The sequence below is a fragment of the Microcystis aeruginosa FD4 genome, from assembly GCF_009792235.1.
Classification (GTDB): domain Bacteria; phylum Cyanobacteriota; class Cyanobacteriia; order Cyanobacteriales; family Microcystaceae; genus Microcystis; species Microcystis viridis.
Map to the genome: position 1 here is coordinate 1,673,649 of NZ_CP046973.1, position 21,133 is coordinate 1,694,781.

24 protein-coding genes and 2 pseudogenes are annotated in these 21,133 nt (G+C 40.8%); 20 read left to right on the forward strand and 6 right to left on the reverse strand.

Going from position 1 to position 21,133, the window contains the following annotated elements; all coding sequences use genetic code 11:
- Positions 1-402: 402 nt before the first annotated feature.
- Positions 403-609, reverse strand: coding sequence for a hypothetical protein (locus GQR42_RS28540; protein WP_233271451.1), 207 nt, complete (start codon positions 607-609; stop codon positions 403-405).
- On the reverse strand, positions 560-718 hold the full coding sequence (locus GQR42_RS28545; RefSeq protein ID WP_233271334.1) for a transposase: 159 nt from the start codon (positions 716-718) through the stop codon (positions 560-562). Before GQR42_RS28545 ends, GQR42_RS28540 begins: the two co-directional genes overlap by 50 nt.
- Before the next feature lie 939 nt (positions 719-1,657).
- Between GQR42_RS28545 and GQR42_RS08625 the strand changes: the two genes are divergently transcribed.
- The 4 genes from GQR42_RS08625 (at position 1,658) to GQR42_RS08640 (ending at position 4,943) form a co-directional block, all read left to right on the forward strand.
- Positions 1,658-3,238, forward strand: coding sequence for a hypothetical protein (locus tag GQR42_RS08625; RefSeq protein WP_158199650.1), 1,581 nt, complete (start codon positions 1,658-1,660; stop codon positions 3,236-3,238).
- 106 nt (positions 3,239-3,344) lie between these two features.
- Positions 3,345-3,983: a DUF2834 domain-containing protein gene (locus GQR42_RS08630; protein WP_158199651.1), complete on the forward strand. Its 639-nt coding sequence runs from the start codon at positions 3,345-3,347 to the stop codon at positions 3,981-3,983.
- Positions 3,984-4,128: 145 nt separating this feature from the next.
- Complete coding sequence (locus GQR42_RS08635; RefSeq protein ID WP_158199652.1) at positions 4,129-4,422, forward strand: hypothetical protein; 294 nt, start codon at positions 4,129-4,131, stop codon at positions 4,420-4,422.
- A 2-nt stretch (positions 4,423-4,424) separates the two neighbouring features.
- The gene (locus GQR42_RS08640; protein WP_158199653.1) at positions 4,425-4,943 is read left to right on the forward strand and encodes a low molecular weight protein-tyrosine-phosphatase; all 519 of its coding nucleotides are present in this window, start codon (positions 4,425-4,427) and stop codon (positions 4,941-4,943) included.
- 13 nt (positions 4,944-4,956) lie between these two features.
- Here the strand turns inward: GQR42_RS08640 and GQR42_RS08645 are convergent, their stop codons facing one another.
- On the reverse strand, positions 4,957-5,613 hold the full coding sequence (locus GQR42_RS08645; protein WP_158199654.1) for a response regulator transcription factor: 657 nt from the start codon (positions 5,611-5,613) through the stop codon (positions 4,957-4,959).
- Positions 5,614-5,796: 183 nt separating this feature from the next.
- On the opposite strand from GQR42_RS08645, the gene GQR42_RS08650 reads away from it, so the two are divergent.
- Both GQR42_RS08650 and GQR42_RS08655 read left to right on the forward strand, forming a co-directional pair.
- The gene (locus GQR42_RS08650; protein ID WP_158199655.1) at positions 5,797-6,912 is read left to right on the forward strand and encodes a branched-chain amino acid ABC transporter permease; all 1,116 of its coding nucleotides are present in this window, start codon (positions 5,797-5,799) and stop codon (positions 6,910-6,912) included.
- 253 nt (positions 6,913-7,165) lie between these two features.
- Positions 7,166-7,918, forward strand: coding sequence for an ABC transporter ATP-binding protein (locus GQR42_RS08655; protein ID WP_158199656.1), 753 nt, complete (start codon positions 7,166-7,168; stop codon positions 7,916-7,918).
- Here GQR42_RS08655 and hisH read toward each other — a convergent pair.
- Both hisH and GQR42_RS08665 read right to left on the reverse strand, forming a co-directional pair.
- Positions 7,907-8,545, reverse strand: a complete 639-nt coding sequence (hisH, locus tag GQR42_RS08660; protein ID WP_158199657.1) for an imidazole glycerol phosphate synthase subunit HisH — start codon at positions 8,543-8,545, stop codon at positions 7,907-7,909. The two genes, GQR42_RS08655 and hisH, sit on opposite strands and share 12 nt — an antisense overlap.
- 256 nt (positions 8,546-8,801) lie before the next feature.
- Positions 8,802-8,984 (reverse strand): transposase, encoded by a 183-nt coding sequence (locus tag GQR42_RS08665; protein ID WP_233271335.1) that lies wholly within the window; start codon positions 8,982-8,984, stop codon positions 8,802-8,804.
- 30 nt (positions 8,985-9,014) lie between these two features.
- Here GQR42_RS08665 and GQR42_RS08670 point away from each other — a divergent pair, with 30 nt between their 5' ends.
- The 10 genes and pseudogenes from GQR42_RS08670 to GQR42_RS30285 all read left to right on the forward strand — a co-directional run.
- A complete protein-coding gene (locus tag GQR42_RS08670; protein ID WP_158199658.1) occupies positions 9,015-9,581 on the forward strand; it encodes a Uma2 family endonuclease in 567 nt (188 codons plus the stop codon).
- Between the two features lie 14 nt (positions 9,582-9,595).
- Positions 9,596-10,174: pseudogene (locus tag GQR42_RS08675) on the forward strand (Uma2 family endonuclease).
- A 17-nt stretch (positions 10,175-10,191) separates the two neighbouring features.
- Positions 10,192-10,860, forward strand: a complete 669-nt coding sequence (locus GQR42_RS08680; protein WP_158199659.1) for a Uma2 family endonuclease — start codon at positions 10,192-10,194, stop codon at positions 10,858-10,860.
- A 74-nt stretch (positions 10,861-10,934) separates the two neighbouring features.
- Complete coding sequence (locus tag GQR42_RS08685) at positions 10,935-11,771, forward strand: Rpn family recombination-promoting nuclease/putative transposase (protein WP_158202430.1); 837 nt, start codon at positions 10,935-10,937, stop codon at positions 11,769-11,771.
- 381 nt (positions 11,772-12,152) lie between these two features.
- Positions 12,153-12,545, forward strand: coding sequence for a hypothetical protein (locus GQR42_RS08690; RefSeq protein ID WP_158199660.1), 393 nt, complete (start codon positions 12,153-12,155; stop codon positions 12,543-12,545).
- Positions 12,542-12,961, forward strand: a complete 420-nt coding sequence (locus tag GQR42_RS08695) for an HNH endonuclease (RefSeq protein ID WP_158199661.1) — start codon at positions 12,542-12,544, stop codon at positions 12,959-12,961. The genes GQR42_RS08690 and GQR42_RS08695 overlap by 4 nt, the downstream gene beginning before the upstream one ends.
- Positions 12,962-13,109: 148 nt before the next feature.
- The gene (locus GQR42_RS08700; protein WP_158199662.1) at positions 13,110-13,253 is read left to right on the forward strand and encodes an anacyclamide/piricyclamide family prenylated cyclic peptide; all 144 of its coding nucleotides are present in this window, start codon (positions 13,110-13,112) and stop codon (positions 13,251-13,253) included.
- A 249-nt stretch (positions 13,254-13,502) separates the two neighbouring features.
- On the forward strand, positions 13,503-14,399 hold the full coding sequence (locus tag GQR42_RS08705) for a DUF5838 family protein (RefSeq protein WP_158199663.1): 897 nt from the start codon (positions 13,503-13,505) through the stop codon (positions 14,397-14,399).
- A gap of 11 nt (positions 14,400-14,410) precedes the next feature.
- Positions 14,411-14,869: a DUF29 domain-containing protein gene (locus GQR42_RS08710; protein ID WP_158202431.1), complete on the forward strand. Its 459-nt coding sequence runs from the start codon at positions 14,411-14,413 to the stop codon at positions 14,867-14,869.
- 21 nt (positions 14,870-14,890) lie between these two features.
- Positions 14,891-16,218: pseudogene (locus GQR42_RS30285) on the forward strand (PatA/PatG family cyanobactin maturation protease); the annotation flags it as partial.
- Here GQR42_RS30285 and GQR42_RS08720 read toward each other — a convergent pair.
- Positions 16,187-16,999: a Uma2 family endonuclease gene (locus GQR42_RS08720; RefSeq protein WP_158199664.1), complete on the reverse strand. Its 813-nt coding sequence runs from the start codon at positions 16,997-16,999 to the stop codon at positions 16,187-16,189. The pseudogene GQR42_RS30285 and the gene GQR42_RS08720 sit on opposite strands and share 32 nt — an antisense overlap.
- 67 nt (positions 17,000-17,066) lie before the next feature.
- On the opposite strand from GQR42_RS08720, the gene GQR42_RS08725 reads away from it, so the two are divergent.
- From GQR42_RS08725 to psb35, 4 genes are all read left to right on the forward strand, one after another.
- Positions 17,067-19,157 carry a S8 family peptidase gene (locus GQR42_RS08725; protein ID WP_158199665.1) on the forward strand — a complete coding sequence of 697 codons (2,091 nt, stop codon included), beginning with the start codon at positions 17,067-17,069 and terminating at the stop codon, positions 19,155-19,157.
- Between the two features lie 143 nt (positions 19,158-19,300).
- Positions 19,301-20,326, forward strand: a complete 1,026-nt coding sequence (locus GQR42_RS08730) for an aldo/keto reductase (protein WP_158199666.1) — start codon at positions 19,301-19,303, stop codon at positions 20,324-20,326.
- Positions 20,323-20,730: a gamma-glutamylcyclotransferase family protein gene (locus GQR42_RS08735; RefSeq protein WP_158199667.1), complete on the forward strand. Its 408-nt coding sequence runs from the start codon at positions 20,323-20,325 to the stop codon at positions 20,728-20,730. The genes GQR42_RS08730 and GQR42_RS08735 overlap by 4 nt, the downstream gene beginning before the upstream one ends.
- Positions 20,731-20,789: 59 nt before the next feature.
- On the forward strand, positions 20,790-20,990 hold the full coding sequence (gene psb35, locus GQR42_RS08740; protein WP_045358758.1) for a photosystem II assembly protein Psb35: 201 nt from the start codon (positions 20,790-20,792) through the stop codon (positions 20,988-20,990).
- The last annotated feature ends 143 nt before the right edge of the window (positions 20,991-21,133 follow it).

Genomic DNA, 21,133 nt, shown 5'->3' on the forward strand with positions numbered 1-21,133 from the left:
TTTGTTAGGCCATAATGACTGGCAAAACCAGAGATTCGGTCGCCTTGTGCAGGTCAAAGCCTGAGTTGCCCATCGAATTTTAGACCTAACTCCTCGGAATTTGAGAACTCTATCAACATGCGATTACCCTGGAATTTGGTTATCAAAACCTCTTTATTTAAGCAGCGAAAACTATCTCAATTTTTATAATTGAGAATAAATTCTCCTTGACTTGATTAATGTTTGGCAACTTTTAAGAAGCAGCTATACCTATCCCAGGGTGAGAGCATCTCAAACGCTATTGACAATTGGCCAATTTTGTAATCCGCGCGGGCATTTCAAGTGATACCAGTCAATCAGAATAGTTACGAACTCGACCCATTTGATCGATTTTTGCTTAACAATTGAGATGGCAAATTCTCCTCAAATATGCCTGAATCGTGGGTAAGCAACCCACATAAAGTTCATTTTGTCAAGGATTGTTAAGATGCGCTTACCCTGATTACTTACCCCTCCTTCTCCTTCTAAGGGTAAGTCCGTCGCCATCCGAAATTCACTTTTACTTTCTAGATCACAAAACTCAACGATTCTTACCTCTACTTCTCTTTTTTCTGCTCCTAGTTTGACCATTTTCCAGCATTTCTAGCTTCAGATCATTTTTTACCCTTAAAACAAAGTGCTTGTCTTTTTTCTCTAATAATTTTCTGATTCTTTCATTAGAAGAAAAGCCTCTGTCCATTACCCCAAACCAATTTACAGGAATTTATTCGATAGTTTTTTGCCCTTATGAGCGAGTCATGTCCTTGACCAAAATTGATCACAATCCCCCCTACTTCTGTGGTGATAAGTAGTTGGACAAAAGTAAAGTTAACTGTCGGGTAAGGAGTCAGTAGTCAGGAGTCAGTAGTCAGTAAGAATTGCGGCAATTTACATTTCTTAAGATAGACAACAGAATTTATGTCCGACTACTTAATATTTAGTCCACAGAATAATTTTACTTGATGCGACCCTTTTGTACACAACAGTTTACTTGTCAGTGAGATTATTGTTGAGTCAATTGGAAATAAAGCTTGAGCTGCTTCTTTTCCTTTTTTGCTTACTAACCTTTTATTTAATTCATTTATGATTTTCTCAAATGGTTCTGTCTCTCGGATTTTACTCGCCTTAGAAAACGTTGACGTATTGACATTAATTCCTAGCATTTTTAGGCGTGCGCTTAAGTCTCTCATGCTAACGATACTTTTATCCAGCGCCAAACCTATCCAACAGGACACAAAGGAAATGTACTTAATGCAGGATAGTCGTTTTTGGGGAGTGGCTTGAGAAGCTCTTTCATTAGTTTTGGGAAAATTATCAGCATGGCTTATTCACAATTATTAGAGATTGGATTAAAAAGTTAAAGTAATCAAGCAGAACTATGTTGGTCGGGGTTTCATCCCATCGGTAAAACTGAGGAGCTTCACCCCGACATTTTAAGATAAAAATGTTCTTCCCAAAGAAGTTGTAGCTAACTACTTAACTGAATCTGGTAGGGTGCTATCACAGAATAGAAGACTACATCTATTAATTGCTGAGGTAAACTAAGTTTAACCGCTCTTTTTTAACTACTTCTATCGCTTTCGGGCAAAAAAATTAGGCATTTTCGGTTTACCATAGTCAAAGTGTGCTTTCTAGGCTGATGACTTTGACTAAAACTCCCGTGATCACAAACCGTCGTTTTTCCCTACGCAATCTCTTTGAGACTTGCATGGCCCTGTTGGTATTATGCAATTATATTCTTGTTATTTTCGATTTAACCTATATTCCCCTGCGAGATTTTTGGTTACAGGGACGCTTGCAAATAACCTTATTAAGATTTAATGAACCAATAAAACTCGGGACGATTTCCTTTCAAGAATTACAAATACCTCCCGATCAACCCCTAGAAATTCCCTTTGTTAAAGGAATCGCTAAGTATGATCTGGTGAAAGGGATTAAACCCTATCGCAGTACCAGTGAATATTTATATACGGTTAATAAACTGAATGAACTAATCAATCAAAAGGCATTTAATACAGAAGTTAATCGCCAAGAAGTCGAGAACATTTTGTCCAATTTGCGCCAAAAAAGTGTCGATATGATCGATAATAATCCCTTTGCCTCGGCGGAGAAAACTGGGACTTTAGAGAAGATTAAAAATAAAATGCGCTTGCGGGTTTTTAAAACGGAAAATGTTTCCGCAAAAGCAGCCTTTCAGAAGTTTTGGAGTTGGGATTATCTAAGTCAAAATGGCTGGGAAAAAGAGTTGAAATTTTTTAATCAAGAAATTCAACCTTTAATAGAAACTAATTATTTTCGTCCTCTCGGAGAAGATGGGAGACCGATAGATAACTTTGAGGCGATCGATTTTTTATTTGGTACCATCTTTTTCTGGGAATTTATGCTGAGAACTTGGTGGATTGCTCGCACTCATAAAGGCCTACGTTGGCGCGAGGCTATGTTATGGCGATGGTACGATATTTTTCTCTTTATTCCTATCTGGAGATGGTTGCGATTTATTCCTACCGTTATTCGCCTAGATCAAGTTAAAATTATTAACTTAAGAGTGATTAAAGAACAGGCAGTTCAAGGGTTAGTTGCTCTGATTTCTAAAGATATTACTGAGATAATTGTCCTGAGAATTATTAATCAAATACAGGAATATATTCGACGAGGACAAGTGGAGAAACTTCTCGATCAATCTCTCAATGGCGGCTATAATAATCTCAATGATACTAATGAAGTTGTCGAAATTTTTCGCCTAGTCATTAATAGTACCGTTGACAAGGTTTTACCGCAAGTTAAACCAGAAACAGAAGCTTTAATTAAATACAATATCGAGAAAATTCTCAGTCAAACTCCCGCTTATCAAAGCTTATTGCGATTACCCGGCATGAAAGGGTTAAAAACTGACTTGAGCAATCGCTTATCTAGTCAATTGTATCAATCCTTTGTTAATATAGCTGAAAAGATTACCCAGGAAGACGAAGTTTTTGAGCGTTTAGTGCAGCAATTGGTCCAGCGTTTCGGGCAATCTCTCGCCGGGGAATTACAATCCCGTCACAGTCTAGAAAGAATCGAGATGTTATTAATTATCTTCCTAGAAGAAGTCAAATTAAACTATGTACAAGAATTCTCGGATGAAGACTTAGAAACTATCCTCGAACAAACTCGCTTACTCAACTCTAAAAGTGCAGAAATTACCCCAGGAGAAACCAGAAATCCTCGTCGTCTTCCCTAAAAATTAGTGATCATTGATTAGGTAATATTGCTTGATCTTTTGATCACTTTTATACTAAAATATCCGATGGAATCCCATTACTCAATTAACCTAATTATCTACTCCCATGTTAACAAAAATTATTCTCGGTTTACTTTGGTTAGGCTTCGGATTATACGCTTTTTTACTAGCACCCCCTGACCAACCAGATACAATGAATTTAATTATCGATCTTTCCACTGGCAAATGGCAAGATATTAACCCGTTAATTATCGCTCTTTTTAACCTGATGGGAGTTTGGCCACTTATCTACACTAGCCTTTTAATTATCGATGGTCGTGACCAAAAAATCATCGCTTGGCCCTTTGCTTTTGCCTCCTTTGTCGTGGGAGCTTTCGCTATTTTACCCTATCTAACCCTCCGTCAACCCAACAGCAATTTTACTGGTAAAAAAAATCTGGTCATTAAACTTTTAGACTCTCCTTGGTTGGGAGTAATTGCTCTAATTACTGCGGCAATTTTAATCGCTTACGGATTAATCAACGGCAATTGGTCTGATTATTGGCATCAGTGGCAAACTAGCCGTTTTATTCAGGTTATGAGTTTAGATTTCTGTCTTTTAACCCTATTATGTCCAATTTTGCTGCAAGATGATCTAACCCGACGGGGATTAAAAAATCCTTTCCTGTTGCCAGTAATTTCCCTATTGCCTCTAATCGGTCCGGCAATTTATTTAATTATTCGTCCTCGCTTAGGGGAGAATTAGGGGTAAGGGGAAACTCAGCCTAGTTATCACTTATTTTTTCACTATTTCTTGACAAGAGAAGTTCATATTTAACAGAAATTATGCTGAGGTTCCCCTAAAATACGAACAAAGAGATTAATGTCCAGATTAGAAGGAGTATTTACCCTTGTTAGAGAGTCAAAAACCACCTCAGATTTACTGCTTTCAAGCTGATTATCTTGCCTGCCAACAATTTAACCCCCAAGAGATTCCCGCATGGTTATCCTTAGAAGTAAACTGGCAGGGTTATAGAATTCACACCCTACCCTGGGTAGCAGATGTAGCTAGGGTATTAGGATTATTAGCGATCGAAGATACCCCCCAAGGGTGGCAAGATTATTTAGAAAGCTTGGGATTAGCCAAAATTAGGTTAATGGACAGCGAGGAGTTTTTTGAGGATAAATCTTTATCGGGATGTTAAAAATGCCCTATAATTGGCAATTTAGTGATGATTCTACCGGTCAATTTATGCCCTATAAACTACTCTTCGTCTGTTTAGGAAATATCTGTCGTTCTCCCGCTGCCGAGAATATCATGAACTATCTGATTGAACAAGAAGGATTAGGCAATAAAATCCTCTGTGATTCTGCGGGGACTGCCGGTTATCATATCGGTTCTCCTCCCGATTCTCGCATGAATACGGCGGCCAAAAAACGCGGTATTCCTCTGCAAGGGACAGCTAGACAATTTACCCGCGAGGATTTCGAGAATTTTGATCTAATCTTAGCCATGGATAAAGCCAATTATCAAGATATTTTATCCCTAGATCGGACAGGAAAATATCAAGAAAAGGTCAAGTTAATGTGTGACTATGCTCGTTATCACCCAGAAAAAGAAGTTCCCGATCCCTACTACGGTGGTCGTGAAGGTTTTGACCGCGTAATCGAGCTACTTTTAGACTCCTGTGGCAGTCTTTTGGAGGACGTAAAAAGCAAAATTTAAGTTTTTCTTTCAGCTAATCGATTAATCTATGTTCGAGGGAAAAACGAACCAATTCGGCGCGATTGTTAGTAGTTGTTTTCCTGAGTAAACTGCTAACATATTTCTCGATCGTGCGAGAACTAAGATGCAGTTTTTGCCCAATTTCACTATTAGAAAGTCCCCGGGCTAGATGTTCTAACACTTCCCGTTCGCGATTAGTTAACTTAAAATCGTCCTGTAAAGAAGAAGTTAAAACAGCCGTAGTTTGGGGGCTTTCTTCTGGTTTTAATTTCTGGTATTGACGTTCACTTTGCACCATTTGCGCTCGCTCTAAAAGATTGCGAATAACTGCTTTTAATTCCTCCATCTCAAAAGGTTTAGGGAGATAGATATCACAACCCACTTGATAACCGCGAATTCTTTCCTCTGTTGACCCTCTTTCGGTTAAAAAAATTACCGGCAATAACCTAAATTCTGGCTGTTGCCGCACCTTAGTCACCAAAGAATAACCGTCTAAACGGGGCATTTTGATATCCGATACCAAAAGATGGGGATGATAGGTATCCAATAAAGTCAAAGCTTCCAAACCATTACTCGCCGCTAGCACACTATAACCTGCTAATTCTAAATAGTCTTTGACCGCTAGGCGGACACCGGGGTCATCATCGGCAATTAGAATCAAAAGAGGCATAGAAATTAACAGGACAAGGTTAAAAAAGTATTCATAGCCTACCATCCCCTGAGCTTTGCTATCGTCTAAAAAGCTACAGAGGCCGTTGTCACTGATATTATACTAGCAGTTAGCCGTCAGCTTTTTTCTCCCCATCTCCCCATCTCCCCCAACCCCTATCCCCTTTTTTGCTTTTTACTTAAGATGACAGATTATTTGGTTTCCCTGACAATTTGGGCGGGTATTTATGCGATTTTTGCCCTCGGTTTAAATCTACAATGGGGATTTACTGGCTTAATTAACTTTGGTCACGTTGCTTTTGCCACTTTAGGGGCTTATGCAACGGTTTTATTAACTTTACAGGGTGTACCGATGATTTTTGCCGCCATTGTCGGGGCGCTCCTAGGGGCGTTGTTGGGATTGGCTATCGGTTTTTCCACCCTGAGATTAAGAGCCGATTATCTAGCAATTGTCACCATCGGGGTGTCTGAGTTAATTCGTTTGCTGGTGCTTAACGAGGATTGGTTAACGAAAGGCAGTTTCGGACTACAACGTTATCCCCTACCTTTGGATATAAATGCCAGTTTTCCCGTCAAATTATTAATTATTGCCCTGTTTACCCTGCTTGCTATCTTTGCTCTCTGGCAATTGGGGCGCAATCTGCAACGACAATGGCGCGAAGCTGGGCAAATTAGCGGTAAAAGCTATCAACCGACGCAAAAGAGGGCTTTAATCTTTTGGGGGGCGTTAGGGGCGATAATCCTGCTTTTTCTGTATATAAACGGCGTAATTGCCTTGAATGACTATAATTACAAAGCCGGGCTGATGGTGGTAGTTTTAGTCCTCCTCGCTCTCGTTTATACTGGTTTAGAATTACTTTTGCGATCGCCTTGGGGACGCATCCTCAAAGCTATCCGGGAAGATGAAGAAATTCCCCGGGCTTTAGGAAAAAATGTCTTTTGGTATAAGTTACAATCTTTGATGTTAGGGGGTGCGATCGCTGGTTTGGCCGGGGCTTTTTTAGCATGGCAATTAACCACTATTTACCCAACTAATTTTGAACCATTATTGACTTTTAACGCTTGGATTATTATCATTCTCGGTGGCTCTGGTAGCAATGCCGGCACCTTACTAGGATCAATAATTTTCTGGGCCTACGATTCCCTGACTCGCTTTATTCTACCCCAATTAGAGATTTTTAATGATAGCCAATTAGGGGCTTTACGGATTATGATTATCGGCCTGCTGCTCATGGTTTTAATGATCTGGCGACCCCAGGGTATCCTGGGCAAAAAAGAGGAGTTAACTTTGGGAAAATAATTTCAGTTATCAGTTATCAGTTATCAGTTATCAGTTATCAGTGATTAGATTTGAATATTAAGTGAGCAGTATTAAATAGCAGTTTTCTAAGGACTTAAGCAAAATTAATTACACATTTAAATAACCCTATTGCCTATTGCAAGAGTGCCTATTGCCTGTCTCAACTAAGAAATTTATTTCCCACGACTACTTACTGTCTTTTCACTGATTACTGTTTAATGTTTACTGATAACTGATGTTTATCTGATCAATTATGTTACTTTCTGCCAAAGGATTATCGAAAAGTTTTGGGGGCATTTGCGCCGTCAATAATGCTTCTTTGGACGTGCCGCAGGGCAGCATCACCGGGTTAATCGGACCAAATGGAGCCGGCAAAACCACACTTTTTAACCTTTTATCTAATTTTATTCGCCCAGATAAAGGGGAAGTTTTTCTTGATGGTCAGCCGATTCATCAGCTGCCTCCCTATCAAATTGCCCTGAAAGGATGTGTGAGAACTTTTCAAGTAGCTAGGGTATTATCCCGATTAACAGTGTTAGAAAATATGCTCTTAGCTAGTCCGGGGCAAACGGGAGAAAATTTTCTCAAAGTCTGGTTTCAGGGGGCAAAAATTCGCCAACAGGAACAGGAAAATCGTCTCAAAGCTTTGGACATCTTAGATTCGATCGGTCTAGGGGAAAAAGCGCAGGATTATGCGGGAGCTTTATCGGGAGGACAGCGTAAATTATTAGAGATTGGCCGAGCGCTAATGACCGAGCCAAAATTAATTTTATTAGATGAACCGGCCGCCGGAGTTAACCCCACTTTAATCGCTCAAATCAGCGACCATATTATCGAGTGGAATCGTCAGGGAATTACCTTTTTAATTATCGAGCATAATATGGATGTGATTATGTCCCTTTGTCACTACGTTTGGGTATTAGCAGAAGGGACAAATTTAGCCGATGGCATTCCCAGCGAAATCCAAAAAAACGAGCGGGTTTTAAAGGCTTATTTAGGAGACTAAAGCTAATTTTTGCACCTGTTCAACAAAGTTAGCCAGAATTTTTAAGCCATTAGTCGAGGATTTTTCCGGGTGAAACTGCACCGCTACCAAACGATCACGAGCGATCGCTGCCGTCACCGTTTGACTGCCGTGGGTGACGGTGGCAGCAGTTAGATGACTATCAAGGGGATCGACATAATAGGAATGGACAAAATAGACGTGAGGATGCGGGGGTAATCCCTGCCAAAGAGCATGATCCGGCTGGGTGAAGTCTAACTGATTCCAACCCATGTGGGGAATGGTAATGCCAGGTTCCGAGCGAAAACGGCGCACTGTCCCCGGAATAACCCCTAAACCCGCCTCTTGACCTTCCTCCGATGTCTCAAAGAGAATTTGTAAACCGAGACAGATACCGAGAAAGGGTTTACCATTAGCGATCGCTGCTTTGATCGGTTTTTCGAGATGACGAGCGCGAATTTGCCGGACAGCAGGATCAAAAGAACCGACTCCGGGTAAGACAATAGCGTCAGCTTTTTCGAGATCGAGGGGAGAATCGGTAATTTTCGGCACTGCACCCACGGTTTCGAGTCCTTTACAGGCAGAGTGCAGATTTCCCATGTCGTAATCGATGACAGCGATTAAGGTCATTGCTATATACTGATCAAGCGATAACTTTAGTTTAGAGCAATCACGCCGCTAGATTAGGTCTTGACTCAGAAGTCGCCAGTTCAAAAATGAAACGCACGACTCCTCAAGAGTTGAGGAAGAAAGTCTCATCAGGTAATGTCTGGTCATGATCACAAAGAATCAGACCGACAAATTTCGATGAAGTGTAACCCAATTTGGTATCGACGACCGACTCCCCAAAACGAAAACTTCGTACCTCACCATTAAGATAACTGCTCTAATTATTAGACATAATACACAAAGCATAAAGCTTAAACTGGTATTTGTCTAAAGCCTTCTTGATGGCATCAAGAAATACCTCCCGACATTCCCGCTTCGATAGTTTGAACTCTCGGTTATTGCAGCGTGTGGTGACGTGGTAGGAATAACCAGCTTGAAGATTTCGAGGTTTTCTAGGCATATTTAAATTCTTTAAAACGGAGTAAGTTTTATGTTAATAACAAAACCCCGCTTTCAGACCTTTGCCGAATATCTACAATATGAGGATAATTCAGAGGAATATTATGAATTATTTAACGGAGAATTGGTAGAAATCCCACCCGAATCAGGACTTAACTTTCAAATTGCCAATCGTCTTTTTCTAGTCTTTGCTTTAATGCTAGGAACCGATAGAGTGAGAGGACATGGTTTGGAATTAGAAGTGAGAGGCGAACCGAAAAACCGTTACCCTGACTTAACCATTATTCGAGAAGAACATATTAAACTACTTTCCCAGAGAAATACGATTCTTCTTTCCATGTTACCCCCCTTATTAGTCTTTGAAGTGGTTAGTCCTGGGGAAATCCAAAGAGAGAGAGATTACATCGCTAAAAGAATTCAATATCAAGATTGTGGGATTCCCGAATACTGGATAGTTGATCCTCAAACTCAAACTATTTTAGTCTTAGAATTAAGAGGAAATACTTATACAGAATCTGGTAATTTTAGCAATAATGACTTAGTAAAATTATCTATATTTAATCAACTCAATTTAAAAGTTTCTGAAGTGTTTAATTAGGCAAATTAACCCCCATGATTACCGTCGAACCGATTATCTTAAACTTAAAATCCGTCAATTTAAGCGATGAGCAATTTTATCAACTTTGCCATAATAACGACGATTGGCGAATTGAACAAACTGCCCAAGGAGAATTAATTATTATGCCCCCGATTGGTGCTATTAGTGGGAATCGAGAATCAGATTTAAACGGCTTTGTTTGGTTATGGAATCGTCAAACCAAACTCGGTAAAGTCTTTAGTTATTCCACTATCTTTACCTTACCCAAGGGGGGTAAACGTTCCCCTGATGTCGCTTGGATTGCTAATGAACGCTGGGACGCTTTACCCCGAGAAGAACAATAAAAATTTGCCACAATTTGTCCTGATTTTGTGATAGAATTAAGGTTGCGTACTGATTCTTTAAGTCAACTCCAAGCAAAGATGCAGGAATATCTTGATAGTGGCTTAAGATTGGGTTGGTTAATTGATCCCATTAGTCAACAGGTAGCCATCTATCGCCAGAATCAGGAAGTAGAAATCGTCTCATTACCAACCACCTTATCTGGGGAGTACGTTTTACCCGGATTTACTTTAGAATTACCCATTTTTTGACGACAGGAAATACCAAAATGATAGCAACTGCAACAATTTCTCCTCAATTAACCATTCCACGCCTAGAAAATGGGGACAAGCTTACTCGTCGTGAATTTGAGCGTAGATATAAGGCTATGCCAAATCTAAAAAAAGCAGAACTCATTGAAGGAATTGTTTATATTATGGCTTCTCCCCTCAGAATTAAGAACCATGGTGAACCTCATGCTCAGATTGTTACTTGGCTAGGTTTTTATCAAGCCTTTACTCCCAATCTGCAATTAGGCGATAATTGTACGGTTCGTCTTGATGCTGATAATGAACCTCAACCCGATGCACTATTAAGAATTAAAAATGGTGGACAATCAACGATTAGTGAGGATGGCTATGTCGAAGGTGCGCCAGAGTTAATCGTCGAAATTGCAGCGAGTACCGTCTCCCTTGACTTACATCAAAAACTCAATGTTTATCGCCGTAACCAAGTGCAAGAATATTTAGTCTGGCGAGTCGAAGATGGAGAATTTGATTGGTTTAGATTAACCAATGAAGAATATATTAAACTTGAACAGAACTCAGAAGGGATAATTTGTTCCCAGATATTCCCTGGATTATGGTTAGATAGAGATGCTTTATTAGCCGGTGACTTAGCCCAGGTTTTAGATGTTTTGCAATTAGGAATAGCTACGCTCAAACATCAAGCTAGTTAGAGTAATCTAAATTTAACAAAAACTTCACGAAAATTCATAAAAAAACTATTGACTTGACGACCAAAGAAGGAGTAATGAAAACCGATAAAATCTTTTATACCCTATTTCAAGTCTTTCCCGAACTTCTCTTTCAACTGCTAGGAGAATCTCCCAATCTGGCGCAAAATTATCAATTTAAATCAGTCGAAATCAAAGAATTAGCTTTCCGACTCGATGGGGTATTTATTCCCGATGCAGACCACCCGGATTATCCGCTTTACTTTGTCGAAGTTCAATTTCAAAAAGACGAGGATTTTTATTGGCGATTTATGACTCAAATCTTCCTCTATCTCAAGCAGTATAAGCCTGAACGTACTTGCTGTCCCGTGATTCTGTGGGGAAAGCGCCGCTTGGACATTGGGTTTCCCATCGCTTACCAAAATTTGCTAAACTTAGAGCAGATGCAACGAATATATCTCGATGAAATCGAGGCTGAATCTCCTCCCTCTCTGGGGATAAGTATCCTCCAGTTTATCGTCATCAGCACGAAAAAAGCACCAAAACAGGTTCAATCCTTGATTGAGCAAACCCGCCAACAGATTATTGACCCTAACACTCAACGAAATGTTATCGAGTTAATCGAGAAGATTATTATCTACAAATTTCCGCAGAAAAGTCGCCAGGAGTTAGAAGCTATGTTTAATCTCACGGAATGGAAACAAACCAAGTTTTATCAAGAAGCTAAGGAAGAGGGGAAACTTGAAGGGAAACTTGAAGGGAAACTTGAAGGGAAACTTGAAGGAAAACTTGAAGGGAAAATGGAAACAATTCCCCTTCTGGTTAGGTTGGGACTTAATGAAGAACAAATTGCACGGGAATTAAATCTAAGAGTTGAGATTGTTCATCAATTTATTATCAATCAGAACAATTAAAACTTTTAAGAGATTGCTTCGGGGGGTGAAGAAGCAGGGGAGAGGGGGAGCAGGGGAGTACAGGTTGTTGCTCTCATAGTAGGTTGATTCATGAATCAACTGGCGTTGCTGATTTGAGATATGAATCTTCTTTTGTGGTATTTTTAAAACCTAGACCCAAACTAACTTTTGGATGGGTGCAAGGTTGTCATTCATACCTTGATTCAGCAACGCCCTCTTTCTTAACAAAAATTTACCTAAAAATTATTGACTTGGATTGGCAGTGCTGCTACAGTGTGAAAAACCAGAAGTGTTGAATGTTAAGATTTTGAGGATTTTGTACCTCTGACAGAATTACTTAAGCTATGATTAAGGTAAGATTTACTTACTCATACATCACAAATGACTCGAGTTACTATTGATTTACCAGTCAGTTTAGCTGAAACCGCCCAATGTTTAGGAAAGGCTACGGAACGAGAGTTATCAGAGGTTTTAATTGATACCTTAGAAATCATTTTACCTACCTTTAATAATCTCTCAGCAGTGGGCAATCATGTTGAAATTTCCCATCTGTTAGATACTGAAGTGATTGAATTAGCTAATTCAAAAATGGATGTTGTTCAAAATCAACGCTTGGGAGAGTTACAAGCTAAGGGAAAAAATACGGGTTTAACCGAAGCTGAAGGCTATGAATTATCAGTTTTAATCTCAATTTACCAAATGGGACAATTAAGAAAGTCAATAGCCTTGGCTGAAGCCGTTAAAAGAGGTTTGAGAGATCCTTTAATACCATGAGCTTTCTCACAGAAACTTTGCGCCAAAAAGTTAGACAACGGGCAGGAAATCGCTGTGAATATTGCCTCAGTCACCAGGATTATATTATGGGAAGATTACAAATTTATCATATCCAACCTTTAACTAAAGGTGGTGCTAATACAGAAGATAATTTATGTTTAGCTTGGGAATTATGTAATCAATATAAGTGGACACAAACTGAGGCTATTGATCCTGAATCTGAGCAGTTAGTTTCCTTATTTAATCCTCGCCTTCAAAAATGGCAAGAACATTTTTCTTGGAATCCAGACGGAACAGAAATTAAAGGGATAACGGCTTGTGGTCGTGCCACAGTTGTAGCTTTAAGATTAAACAATAATCTGGCTGTTGTTGTGCGTAAAAATTGGGTTAAAGCTGGTTGGCATCCACCTGATTAGTGAAGCAGGGGAGAGGGGGAACAGGGGAGAAAGTGTGATTCGCAAACTTTACTTTTCCTTAACAATAATTTACCTAAAACCTCTTGACATTGTTGGCACTGTCATAAATTTTTTTATCAAAAATAAACTTATTGGAGGATTTTACCCCATGAAAACCAAGAAACTGACACCCCGTAACTCTGTTCCTGTCCAACGGGAAAATGCCGCTACCGTCTCTCGTGATGGCAATGCGATTGCTCCCCAATGGCTCCGAGGGATTGCGCATCCCTTTGCGGGAGACGACGCGGAGTAATGCTCCCGATTAGAGCATCGAACTTCAAATCATGTCAAAAGTCTTTTTCTGCTTGCCAGGGTGCGCGGTTTGCCCCAACGAATTGACGTACAACCCTTGTTAATTCAGGGCTTTCTGTTACCTGGCACGCGGGAGAAGCTTTTGAGCGAAGTGATTAAAAAAGTCGGGGATTTTCTTAAACTCTGAGAATCAAAATCAAAGATTTACATAAATCCCCGACTTTTGATCTTTAATCTAACACTTGAAATTATGATAGTTGCCGAGATTCAAAAAAACTCTCTCAAAGAGCAAAGAATACAATTTATCCGTAATCATCAACAAGCTTTTGATGTTGAGCCGATTTATCCTCTGGGGCTGTTTGAAGATTTTGTTATGGAAGTTGAAGGCGATTGTAATATTGAAGCCTCCTGTAAGATAGAATTAGATAAACTCATTGCCTCACGGTTTATGCTCTTTTTTAAAGATCAGTCCCAAGAATGGCAAAAATGTCTAACTCAATCTTTAGCTTTTTTTCGGCAAGTTGAAAACCGAGTTGGTGTTCAATTAGATTATTCCTTATTACAGAAATTTTTAGGACATAACTTTGACTTTAGCAAACTAGAAGTTCTCAGTGCTGGACTTGATTTAAGAACTAATTTAGCTGATTCTAGTTTAAAAATACACATTAGAATTAAAGATTATCCTGAAAAGCTACAAACTGCTTTCGTTTTAAGTGATGGTGCTGCTGACAGTGATTATTTAAGTGAATTTGTTGAGTTAATTGGTTTTGATTTTTACTTTAATGGTAAAAGTGAAATCGAAATTTATGCCGAACTTCAAGAAGATGATTTTTTCAGACCAGAAACCATCAATTTAGTCTGGCGACATTTTCCTGATTCAGTCTTAAAACCTCTGCAAGGATCAAGTTTGTTTTTCACGGGTTTATCAAAAGCAAATAATAACCCAGTGCTTTACTACCATCTCAAAGGTCGTCAAGATTTAACCAATTATTTTAAGATTAATGATACAGCCCAAAGAGTTCACAGTTTTTATCAACATCAAGACATTTTACCCAGTATGTGGGTAGGTACTACTCAAAAAGAATTAGAAAAAACGAGAATTGAGAATATTCGGCTTTATTATTACAAATCCTTCAAGATGGAGTAAATTTTATGTTGATGATAGAAGTAAATGAATTAAAACAACTCTATGACGTTGATGATGATCAATGGCTGGAACAAACTATTAACTTACTGAAAAATCATCAATTCCCACAGCTAGATTTAGATAATTTAATTGGGGAGTTAGAGGATTTGGGTAGAGAGAAGAAAAATTGTGCCGCTAGTCTGTTAGAGCAAATTATTCGTCATTTGCTGTTACTGCAATATTGGACAACTGAAGCCGAATATAATGCTGTTCACTGGCAAGAAGAAATCTATAACTTTCGTACTCAACTGAGACGAAAAATCACGACTAATCTCCGCAAGTATTTAGAAGATGAATTAACCTCTATCTATCAAGATGCGCTAGGTTTTGTTAAAATTAAAACAACTAATTTAGTAACTTTTCCTACTGAATGCCCCTACTCCCTAGAACAATTACTTGATCGTTCTTGGTTGCCCAATCAAACCTATTAACTTATAACTAATAACTAAATAATGATTCCAGGATTGCAAGCATTACACAAACTAACCCAGGGTTCCCCAGAGATTACTGTTGCCATTCTTGATGGTGTCGTAGATACTCAGCATCCCTGTTTTCAGGGAGCAAAATTAACTCGACTGCCCACCTTAGTATTACATGGTGCAACCAGTGGGCAGATGTCCACCCATGGGACTCATATTGCTAGTTTAATTTTTGGACAGCCTAATACAGAAATCGAAGGAATTGCCCCTCAGTGTCACGGTTTACTCGTGCCAGTTTTTTCCGATGACCGACGGCGACTATCTCAACTAGATTTAGCCCGTGCGATTGAACAAGCCGCCGAAAATGGAGCGCACATTATTAGTATTAGTGGGGGGCGCTCACCGATATGGGAGAAGCAGAAGACTGGCTAGAGCGTGCCATTGAAATGTGTAGCCAGAGAAATATTCTTGTCGTTGCGGCTGCCGGAAATGATGGTTGCGAGTGCCTCCATGTTCCAGCCGCCCTTCCTGCTGTCCTAGCAGTGGGTGCTGTTGATGCTAGAGGGCATCCCCTCGACTTTAGTAATTGGGGGGAAACCTACCAAAATCAAGGCATCCTTGCCCCTGGAGAAAACATCTTAGGGGCAGAACCCGGCGGCGGGACAATACAAATGAGTGGCACTAGCTTCGCTGCGCCCATCGTAGCAGGAGTAGCGGCTTTATTACTCAGCTTGCAAGTGCAGCGGGGAGAAACACCTAATCCCCACGCAGTCAGGGAAGCATTACTAAAAAGCGCCCTTCCCTGTCCCTTGACAAACAGTGAAAACGAACCAAAATGTTTAGCCGGCCTGTTGAACATTTCGGGGGCAATTAAACACCTAACCGGAGAAACCATGTCCGAAACCATAGAAACCCAAGCAACAGTAGAAGCTTCCGGCTGCGGCTGCGGTGGTACACCTGAAACCACCGAGGTTCAACGCCAAAATCTCGAACTGAGTGCCGCAACCAGCGCACCGTTAATCCCCGTTGTTGCCGCCTAAATTCCCAACCCTGTAACAACCTCTCAAGGAGTATCCATGCCTGAAACTACCACTAAATCTGTTACCCCCAGTCAAGCTGCTGAACCCGCTGGCGGAATCGTCTATACCATTGGCACTTTGGGCTATGAATTCGGTACAGAAGCCCGTCGGGACACATTTAAACAACTGATGCCCACCGCCGTAATTGGTGGGATTGAAGTTCCCTCTAACCCCTACGATGCCCGCCAGATGGTGGATTATTTAGCGGATAACCTCTCAGAAGCCAAATCCTTAATCTGGACACCTTCCATTAATCTTCCGGTTCTATCCCCAAGGCCCTTAACTGTTCCGCTAGGCGCTCGGCTCGTTGTCGTTCCCGCTCGGCTCGTTGTCGCTCCTGTTCGGCTCGTTGTCGTTCCTGTTCAGTAGATTCCTGGGAAGTTAACAACAAGTTACCTTCCCCATCCCACCAGCGAAGCCAGGGAAAGAACTGATTTTGGTATTCCCCTTGCCAAATTCCTAACTCTACATTTAAAGGAGTAATAGGATAATGACCGCGCTGATTAGGAGTCATTTTTTGGTAACGACCATTAACTAACTGGTACATCTCGATCTGGGCCTTGTTAACTTCATAAATTCCATAAAAAGGAATTTGAATCGCTCGCTCATAGATCCAAAATTTACCCTTAACAGGCGTTTTATCCCGTTCTTCTTCACCATTGCCAGAGACAAATTCTAAGGCAATAACCGGTTCAATGGTTTCTTTCCACATCACAAAGGAACGGCGAACTTGACCATCAATAGTCGTGGGGACATGGGGAACATAAAACCAATCGGGAGCAACAGCACCCTTTTCTAGAGATTCTGGATGCTCTGGCAATCGCCAATAAATCCCACAATCTCGACCTAGGCAGTAATTACCGTCAGGATGTAATTGTTCTAAAAGGGGTGTAATAGTATCCGTTAAAAGGTCTGCTTGGGGAGGCTCTTGATAGTTTTTCACAAAACTTCCATCTTTATCGGGGAGTTGGGTGTGGTCGGGTAAAGGGGAAGCACAATACGCTGTGGTCGAAGGTTCCTGAATTGTGGTTGAGGATTGTACCGTTTGGGTCATTGCACTCATCTTTAATTCCCCTATTTTTGCTATCTAGCTTTTATTCTATAACTGTTCTTGAAAACCTGCAAAAACTATGCCTGATCTCAATGCTATCCCCGGAATGACCGCTCTTCGCTCCCATACCAAAGGCGATCCACGCATCAAAATCGCCGTTCTTGATAGACCAGTTGACTTAGATCGCGCCTGTTTTCAAGGAGCAAATATTACCCGTATTAATCCTTATTGGTCCGAAGAATTTCCCATCGATCCCCAACACTTACAATCCTTCTTAGAAATAGAAGCTAGTGGCAAAAGTGATGAAGAAAAAGAGGAAATGTTTAAGGAGGCGATTCCAGATGAAAATATCCGCCACAGTTTGCATTTGCGCTTCCATGCTAACCATATTATCAGCACCATTTGTGGACAGCCAGATTCACCGGTAGAAGGGATTGCTCCTAACGCAACGGTGATTAATATTCCCATTGCTTATGGGAATGACGATTTTATCAATCCTCTCAATCTTTCCCGGGCAATTAGTAACGCGATTGAACAGGGAGTTAATATTATCCATTGTGCCGCTTGTCACCCAACTCAAAGCGGATTAGCTCACGAATTTATTGATAAAGCGATTCGTCAAGCACAGGATAATAATATACTCGTTATTGCTCCTGGTGGTAATGATAAAGGAGAGTGTTGGTGTGTTCCTGCGGTGTTAGAAAATGTCCTGACCGTAGGAGCAATGAAAGATACAGGAGAGCCATTTAAATTCAGTAATTTTGGTGGTAAATATGCGACTCAAGGGATTCTTGCTCCCGGAGAGAATATTCTAGGATCTCAACCCGGAACTGATGACCCTATCCGCAAAAAAGGGACTAGCTGCGCTGCTCCAATTGTGACAGGAACGGCCGCTTTATTAATGAGTTTGCAATTAGAACAGGGTTTATCTCCTGATGCAGAAGCTGTGCGAGCAGCCTTGACTAATAGTGCCATTCCCTGTGATCCCAACGAAATAGAAGAACCAGAACGCTGTCTGTTGGGAAAAATCCACATCTCTGGAGCTTATGAATTGCTGACAGGAGAGAAATTACAAACTGTTGAAGCGGATAACAATTCGTCGAATAATATCATAGAATCGACGGTAACTCCAGTGACAGCGACAACCTCTGTTATTCCCTCTTGTTCAACCAAGATAGCGAATCAGGGAATAACTGCAACTATAGCAGCAACAAGACAACCAGCGATCGCTCCTAGCAATGCTTCAGAAAATATTTCCTCAACTGGATTAATAAAAAATCATCAAGCACATAACAATATTGTACTAAATAATGTTGTTCCTAGTCAACGCTCAAACCTCGTTTATGTGTTAGGAACCTTGGGTTATGATTTCGGTACAGAAGCACGTCGGGATACTTTTAAGCAGTTAATGCCAACCATCACAATCGATAATCTTGAATTACCTCCCAATCCCTACGATGCGCGGCAAATGGTAGATTATTTAGAAAGTAATCTATCAGAAACTAAGTCTTTAATTTGGACAGTGAATTTAGAACTAAATCCCATCTATGCTATTAAACCAGTGGGAGCTTTTGCTGCTGATATTTATCAAGTCATGCAATATATGTTAGCGGGTCAAATATTGCCAGAAGCTGACGAAGATTATATTGAAAGAGTGAGTATTCCGGGCATTCTCACCGATGAGACTGTGAAACTTTTTTCCGGTCAAATCATTCCTGTCCTCAAAGTCAATAGTCCCCGGGGAATGTATGGCTGGAAAGTTAATACTTTGATTGAATCAGCCATAGAAACTGTTAGCGCGGAACATGAAATCGCCGATGAAGCTAGGATGCGGCGTTCTCTGACAAGTTTCTTAAATCGTGTTTATTATGACTTACGCAACGTCGGACAAATAGCACGCGATCGCGCCTTAAATTTCGCTGCTACTAACGCCTTTCAAGCAGTACAAACCTTCTCCCAAGCAGTAGCAATAGGAATGGAATTACACAGTATTGAAGTGGAAAAAAGTCCCTTTTGTCGCTATGGTAGTGAATGTTGGGATGTGAAATTAAAATTCTTCGATCCCGAAAATGGTCTGCGCGCTAAACGAGTTTTTCGCTTTACCATTGATGTCAGCGATCGCACCCCTGTAACTTTAGGTGAAGTGCGTTCTTGGGCTGTTTCTAAATAGCCTGAGTCTGCTAAGTACCTAAGCAAAAAATGATTAATCAATAAGGACAGGGTTAACTTGTCAAAATTGTACCAAATGTACTTAGCAAAAATGTCGATCAAATTCAATTATAATTAACTTCTTATTCAAAATTTTAGTTAATTATGCGTTACAAACTTTTAGGTAATAGTGGTCTGCGAGTTTCCGAACTATGTCTAGGAACGATGACATTCGGGGAAGATTGGGGTTGGGGAGCGGATAAAGAGGAAAGTCGGGCGGTTTTTCAGGCTTTTGCGGAAGCGGGCGGCAATTTTCTCGATACTGCTAATATCTACACTAACGGAACCAGTGAAACATTAGTGGGGGAATTTGTCAAGGGCGATCGAGAAAAATGGGTAATCGCCACGAAATATTCTCTCAACACGCGCCCCGGCGATGTCAATGCCTGCGGAAATCATCGAAAAAACCTCTTTCAGGCGGTAGAAGCTAGTTTAAAGCGTTTAGGCACTGATTACATCGATTTACTCTGGCTTCATATTTGGGACTCTCTCACTCCTATGGAGGAAGTGATGCGTGCTTTCGATGATTTGGTCAGGATGGGAAAAGTGCTTTATATCGGCATTTCTGACAGTCCTGCTTGGATTGTCTCCCAAGCAAACACCCTGGCCACCCTAAGGGGATGGACACCCTTTATCGGACTACAAATAGAATATTCTCTCAAGGAACGCACCCCTGAACGGGAATTATTGCCTATGGCCAAAGCATTAAATATCGGGGTGACAGCTTGGAGTCCCCTAGGAGGAGGCGTTTTAACGGGAAAATATAATCAACCCAACCCCGTCGATGGTCGTTTAAGCATGACCGACCAACCTTTTCAAATTTTTGATCGCGATCTGAAAATTGCCGAGACTGTCCTAGAGATTGCCAGAGAAATCGGCAAATCGCCGGCACAAGTGGCGTTAAATTGGCTCAGAAATCGCCCTAACTCCGTAATTCCTATCATTGGCGCTCGAAAATTGTCCCAATTGCAGGATAATTTAGCCTGTGTGGATTTTAACCTGACTGGGGAACAGCTGCAACGACTCGATAATATCAGCGCCATTTCCCTCGGTTTTCCCCACGAACTTTTAGCCAGTCAATTTGTTGGCGATATCCTATTAGGAGGAGTAGCAGCACAATTGGACCGATGATGGAAGTTTTTGTTTATGGAACCCTGAAACCTAAGGAGAGTAACTATTCTGCCTACTGTGCAGGAAAAGTGATCAACTCTAAAACCGCCTATACAAAGGGGCATTTATACCATCTTACCGCCCTCGGTTATCCCGGACTGACCGAGGGGGATGGCTGGGTGAAGGGAATTTTATTGACTTTTAACGCAGATTATGATATGGGGCTTTTGGATAGTTTGGAAGATTATCAACCAGCAAGACCCCCAGAAGAAAACGAGTATCAGCGTCGCAGAATTCCTATTTATAATTTAGAGCGAGAATTAATCGGCGAAGCTTGGGGATATATGATGACACCGGCAAAAATAGCTTTTCATGGCGGTATTTGGCTGCCTTCCGGTTGCTGGACCAGTAGCGATCGAGAATAGGGATGAGGGGTCCGACTCTGTTAATATATATCAATTAAAAGCTTAATCGTGAAAAAATTATGTATCTACTCCTAGAAGTGGCCAGTGGCAAATTCCCCGTTTATTTTGTGGCAGTTTATGTGGTCGGTTTTCTCGCTGCTGTCAGCATCGGTTCGATCGCTTGGTATAATTCTAAACGCCCGGTCGGTTGGGAAGATGCCCAAAGACCCGATATTATCCCCGAAGTGAAGACCGAGGTAGATTCTGATTCTCAATCCTAGAAAAAGGCAGTTATCAGTCATCTGATGCAAGTTTTCAGTTCACTGTTTACTGTTCACTGATAACTGACAAATCGCCAACAACCCAGAAAATAATCGATATATTCGATCGATTTGGTGAATAAGTCCCCTATAATCACTAACAT

Excerpts from the sequence above, each read along its gene's own strand:
- GQR42_RS28540 (WP_233271451.1), bottom strand. The coding sequence starts at position 609 with ATGGTCAAACTAGGAGCAGAAAAAAGAGAAGTAGAGGTAAGAATCGTT.
- GQR42_RS28545 (WP_233271334.1), bottom strand. The coding sequence starts at position 718 with ATGGACAGAGGCTTTTCTTCTAATGAAAGAATCAGAAAATTATTAGAG.
- GQR42_RS08625 (WP_158199650.1), top strand. The coding sequence starts at position 1,658 with ATGACTTTGACTAAAACTCCCGTGATCACAAACCGTCGTTTTTCCCTA.
- GQR42_RS08630 (WP_158199651.1), top strand. The coding sequence starts at position 3,345 with ATGTTAACAAAAATTATTCTCGGTTTACTTTGGTTAGGCTTCGGATTA.
- GQR42_RS08640 (WP_158199653.1), top strand. The coding sequence starts at position 4,425 with ATGCCCTATAATTGGCAATTTAGTGATGATTCTACCGGTCAATTTATG.
- GQR42_RS08645 (WP_158199654.1), bottom strand. The coding sequence starts at position 5,613 with ATGCCTCTTTTGATTCTAATTGCCGATGATGACCCCGGTGTCCGCCTA.
- GQR42_RS08650 (WP_158199655.1), top strand. The coding sequence starts at position 5,797 with ATGACAGATTATTTGGTTTCCCTGACAATTTGGGCGGGTATTTATGCG.
- GQR42_RS08655 (WP_158199656.1), top strand. The coding sequence starts at position 7,166 with ATGTTACTTTCTGCCAAAGGATTATCGAAAAGTTTTGGGGGCATTTGC.
- hisH (WP_158199657.1), bottom strand. The coding sequence starts at position 8,545 with ATGACCTTAATCGCTGTCATCGATTACGACATGGGAAATCTGCACTCT.
- GQR42_RS08665 (WP_233271335.1), bottom strand. The coding sequence starts at position 8,984 with ATGCCTAGAAAACCTCGAAATCTTCAAGCTGGTTATTCCTACCACGTC.
- GQR42_RS08670 (WP_158199658.1), top strand. The coding sequence starts at position 9,015 with ATGTTAATAACAAAACCCCGCTTTCAGACCTTTGCCGAATATCTACAA.
- GQR42_RS08680 (WP_158199659.1), top strand. The coding sequence starts at position 10,192 with ATGATAGCAACTGCAACAATTTCTCCTCAATTAACCATTCCACGCCTA.
- GQR42_RS08685 (WP_158202430.1), top strand. The coding sequence starts at position 10,935 with ATGAAAACCGATAAAATCTTTTATACCCTATTTCAAGTCTTTCCCGAA.
- GQR42_RS08690 (WP_158199660.1), top strand. The coding sequence starts at position 12,153 with ATGACTCGAGTTACTATTGATTTACCAGTCAGTTTAGCTGAAACCGCC.
- GQR42_RS08695 (WP_158199661.1), top strand. The coding sequence starts at position 12,542 with ATGAGCTTTCTCACAGAAACTTTGCGCCAAAAAGTTAGACAACGGGCA.
- GQR42_RS08700 (WP_158199662.1), top strand. The coding sequence starts at position 13,110 with ATGAAAACCAAGAAACTGACACCCCGTAACTCTGTTCCTGTCCAACGG.
- GQR42_RS08705 (WP_158199663.1), top strand. The coding sequence starts at position 13,503 with ATGATAGTTGCCGAGATTCAAAAAAACTCTCTCAAAGAGCAAAGAATA.
- GQR42_RS08710 (WP_158202431.1), top strand. The coding sequence starts at position 14,411 with ATGATAGAAGTAAATGAATTAAAACAACTCTATGACGTTGATGATGAT.
- GQR42_RS08720 (WP_158199664.1), bottom strand. The coding sequence starts at position 16,999 with ATGAGTGCAATGACCCAAACGGTACAATCCTCAACCACAATTCAGGAA.
- GQR42_RS08725 (WP_158199665.1), top strand. The coding sequence starts at position 17,067 with ATGCCTGATCTCAATGCTATCCCCGGAATGACCGCTCTTCGCTCCCAT.
- GQR42_RS08730 (WP_158199666.1), top strand. The coding sequence starts at position 19,301 with ATGCGTTACAAACTTTTAGGTAATAGTGGTCTGCGAGTTTCCGAACTA.
- GQR42_RS08735 (WP_158199667.1), top strand. The coding sequence starts at position 20,323 with ATGATGGAAGTTTTTGTTTATGGAACCCTGAAACCTAAGGAGAGTAAC.
- psb35 (WP_045358758.1), top strand. The coding sequence starts at position 20,790 with ATGTATCTACTCCTAGAAGTGGCCAGTGGCAAATTCCCCGTTTATTTT.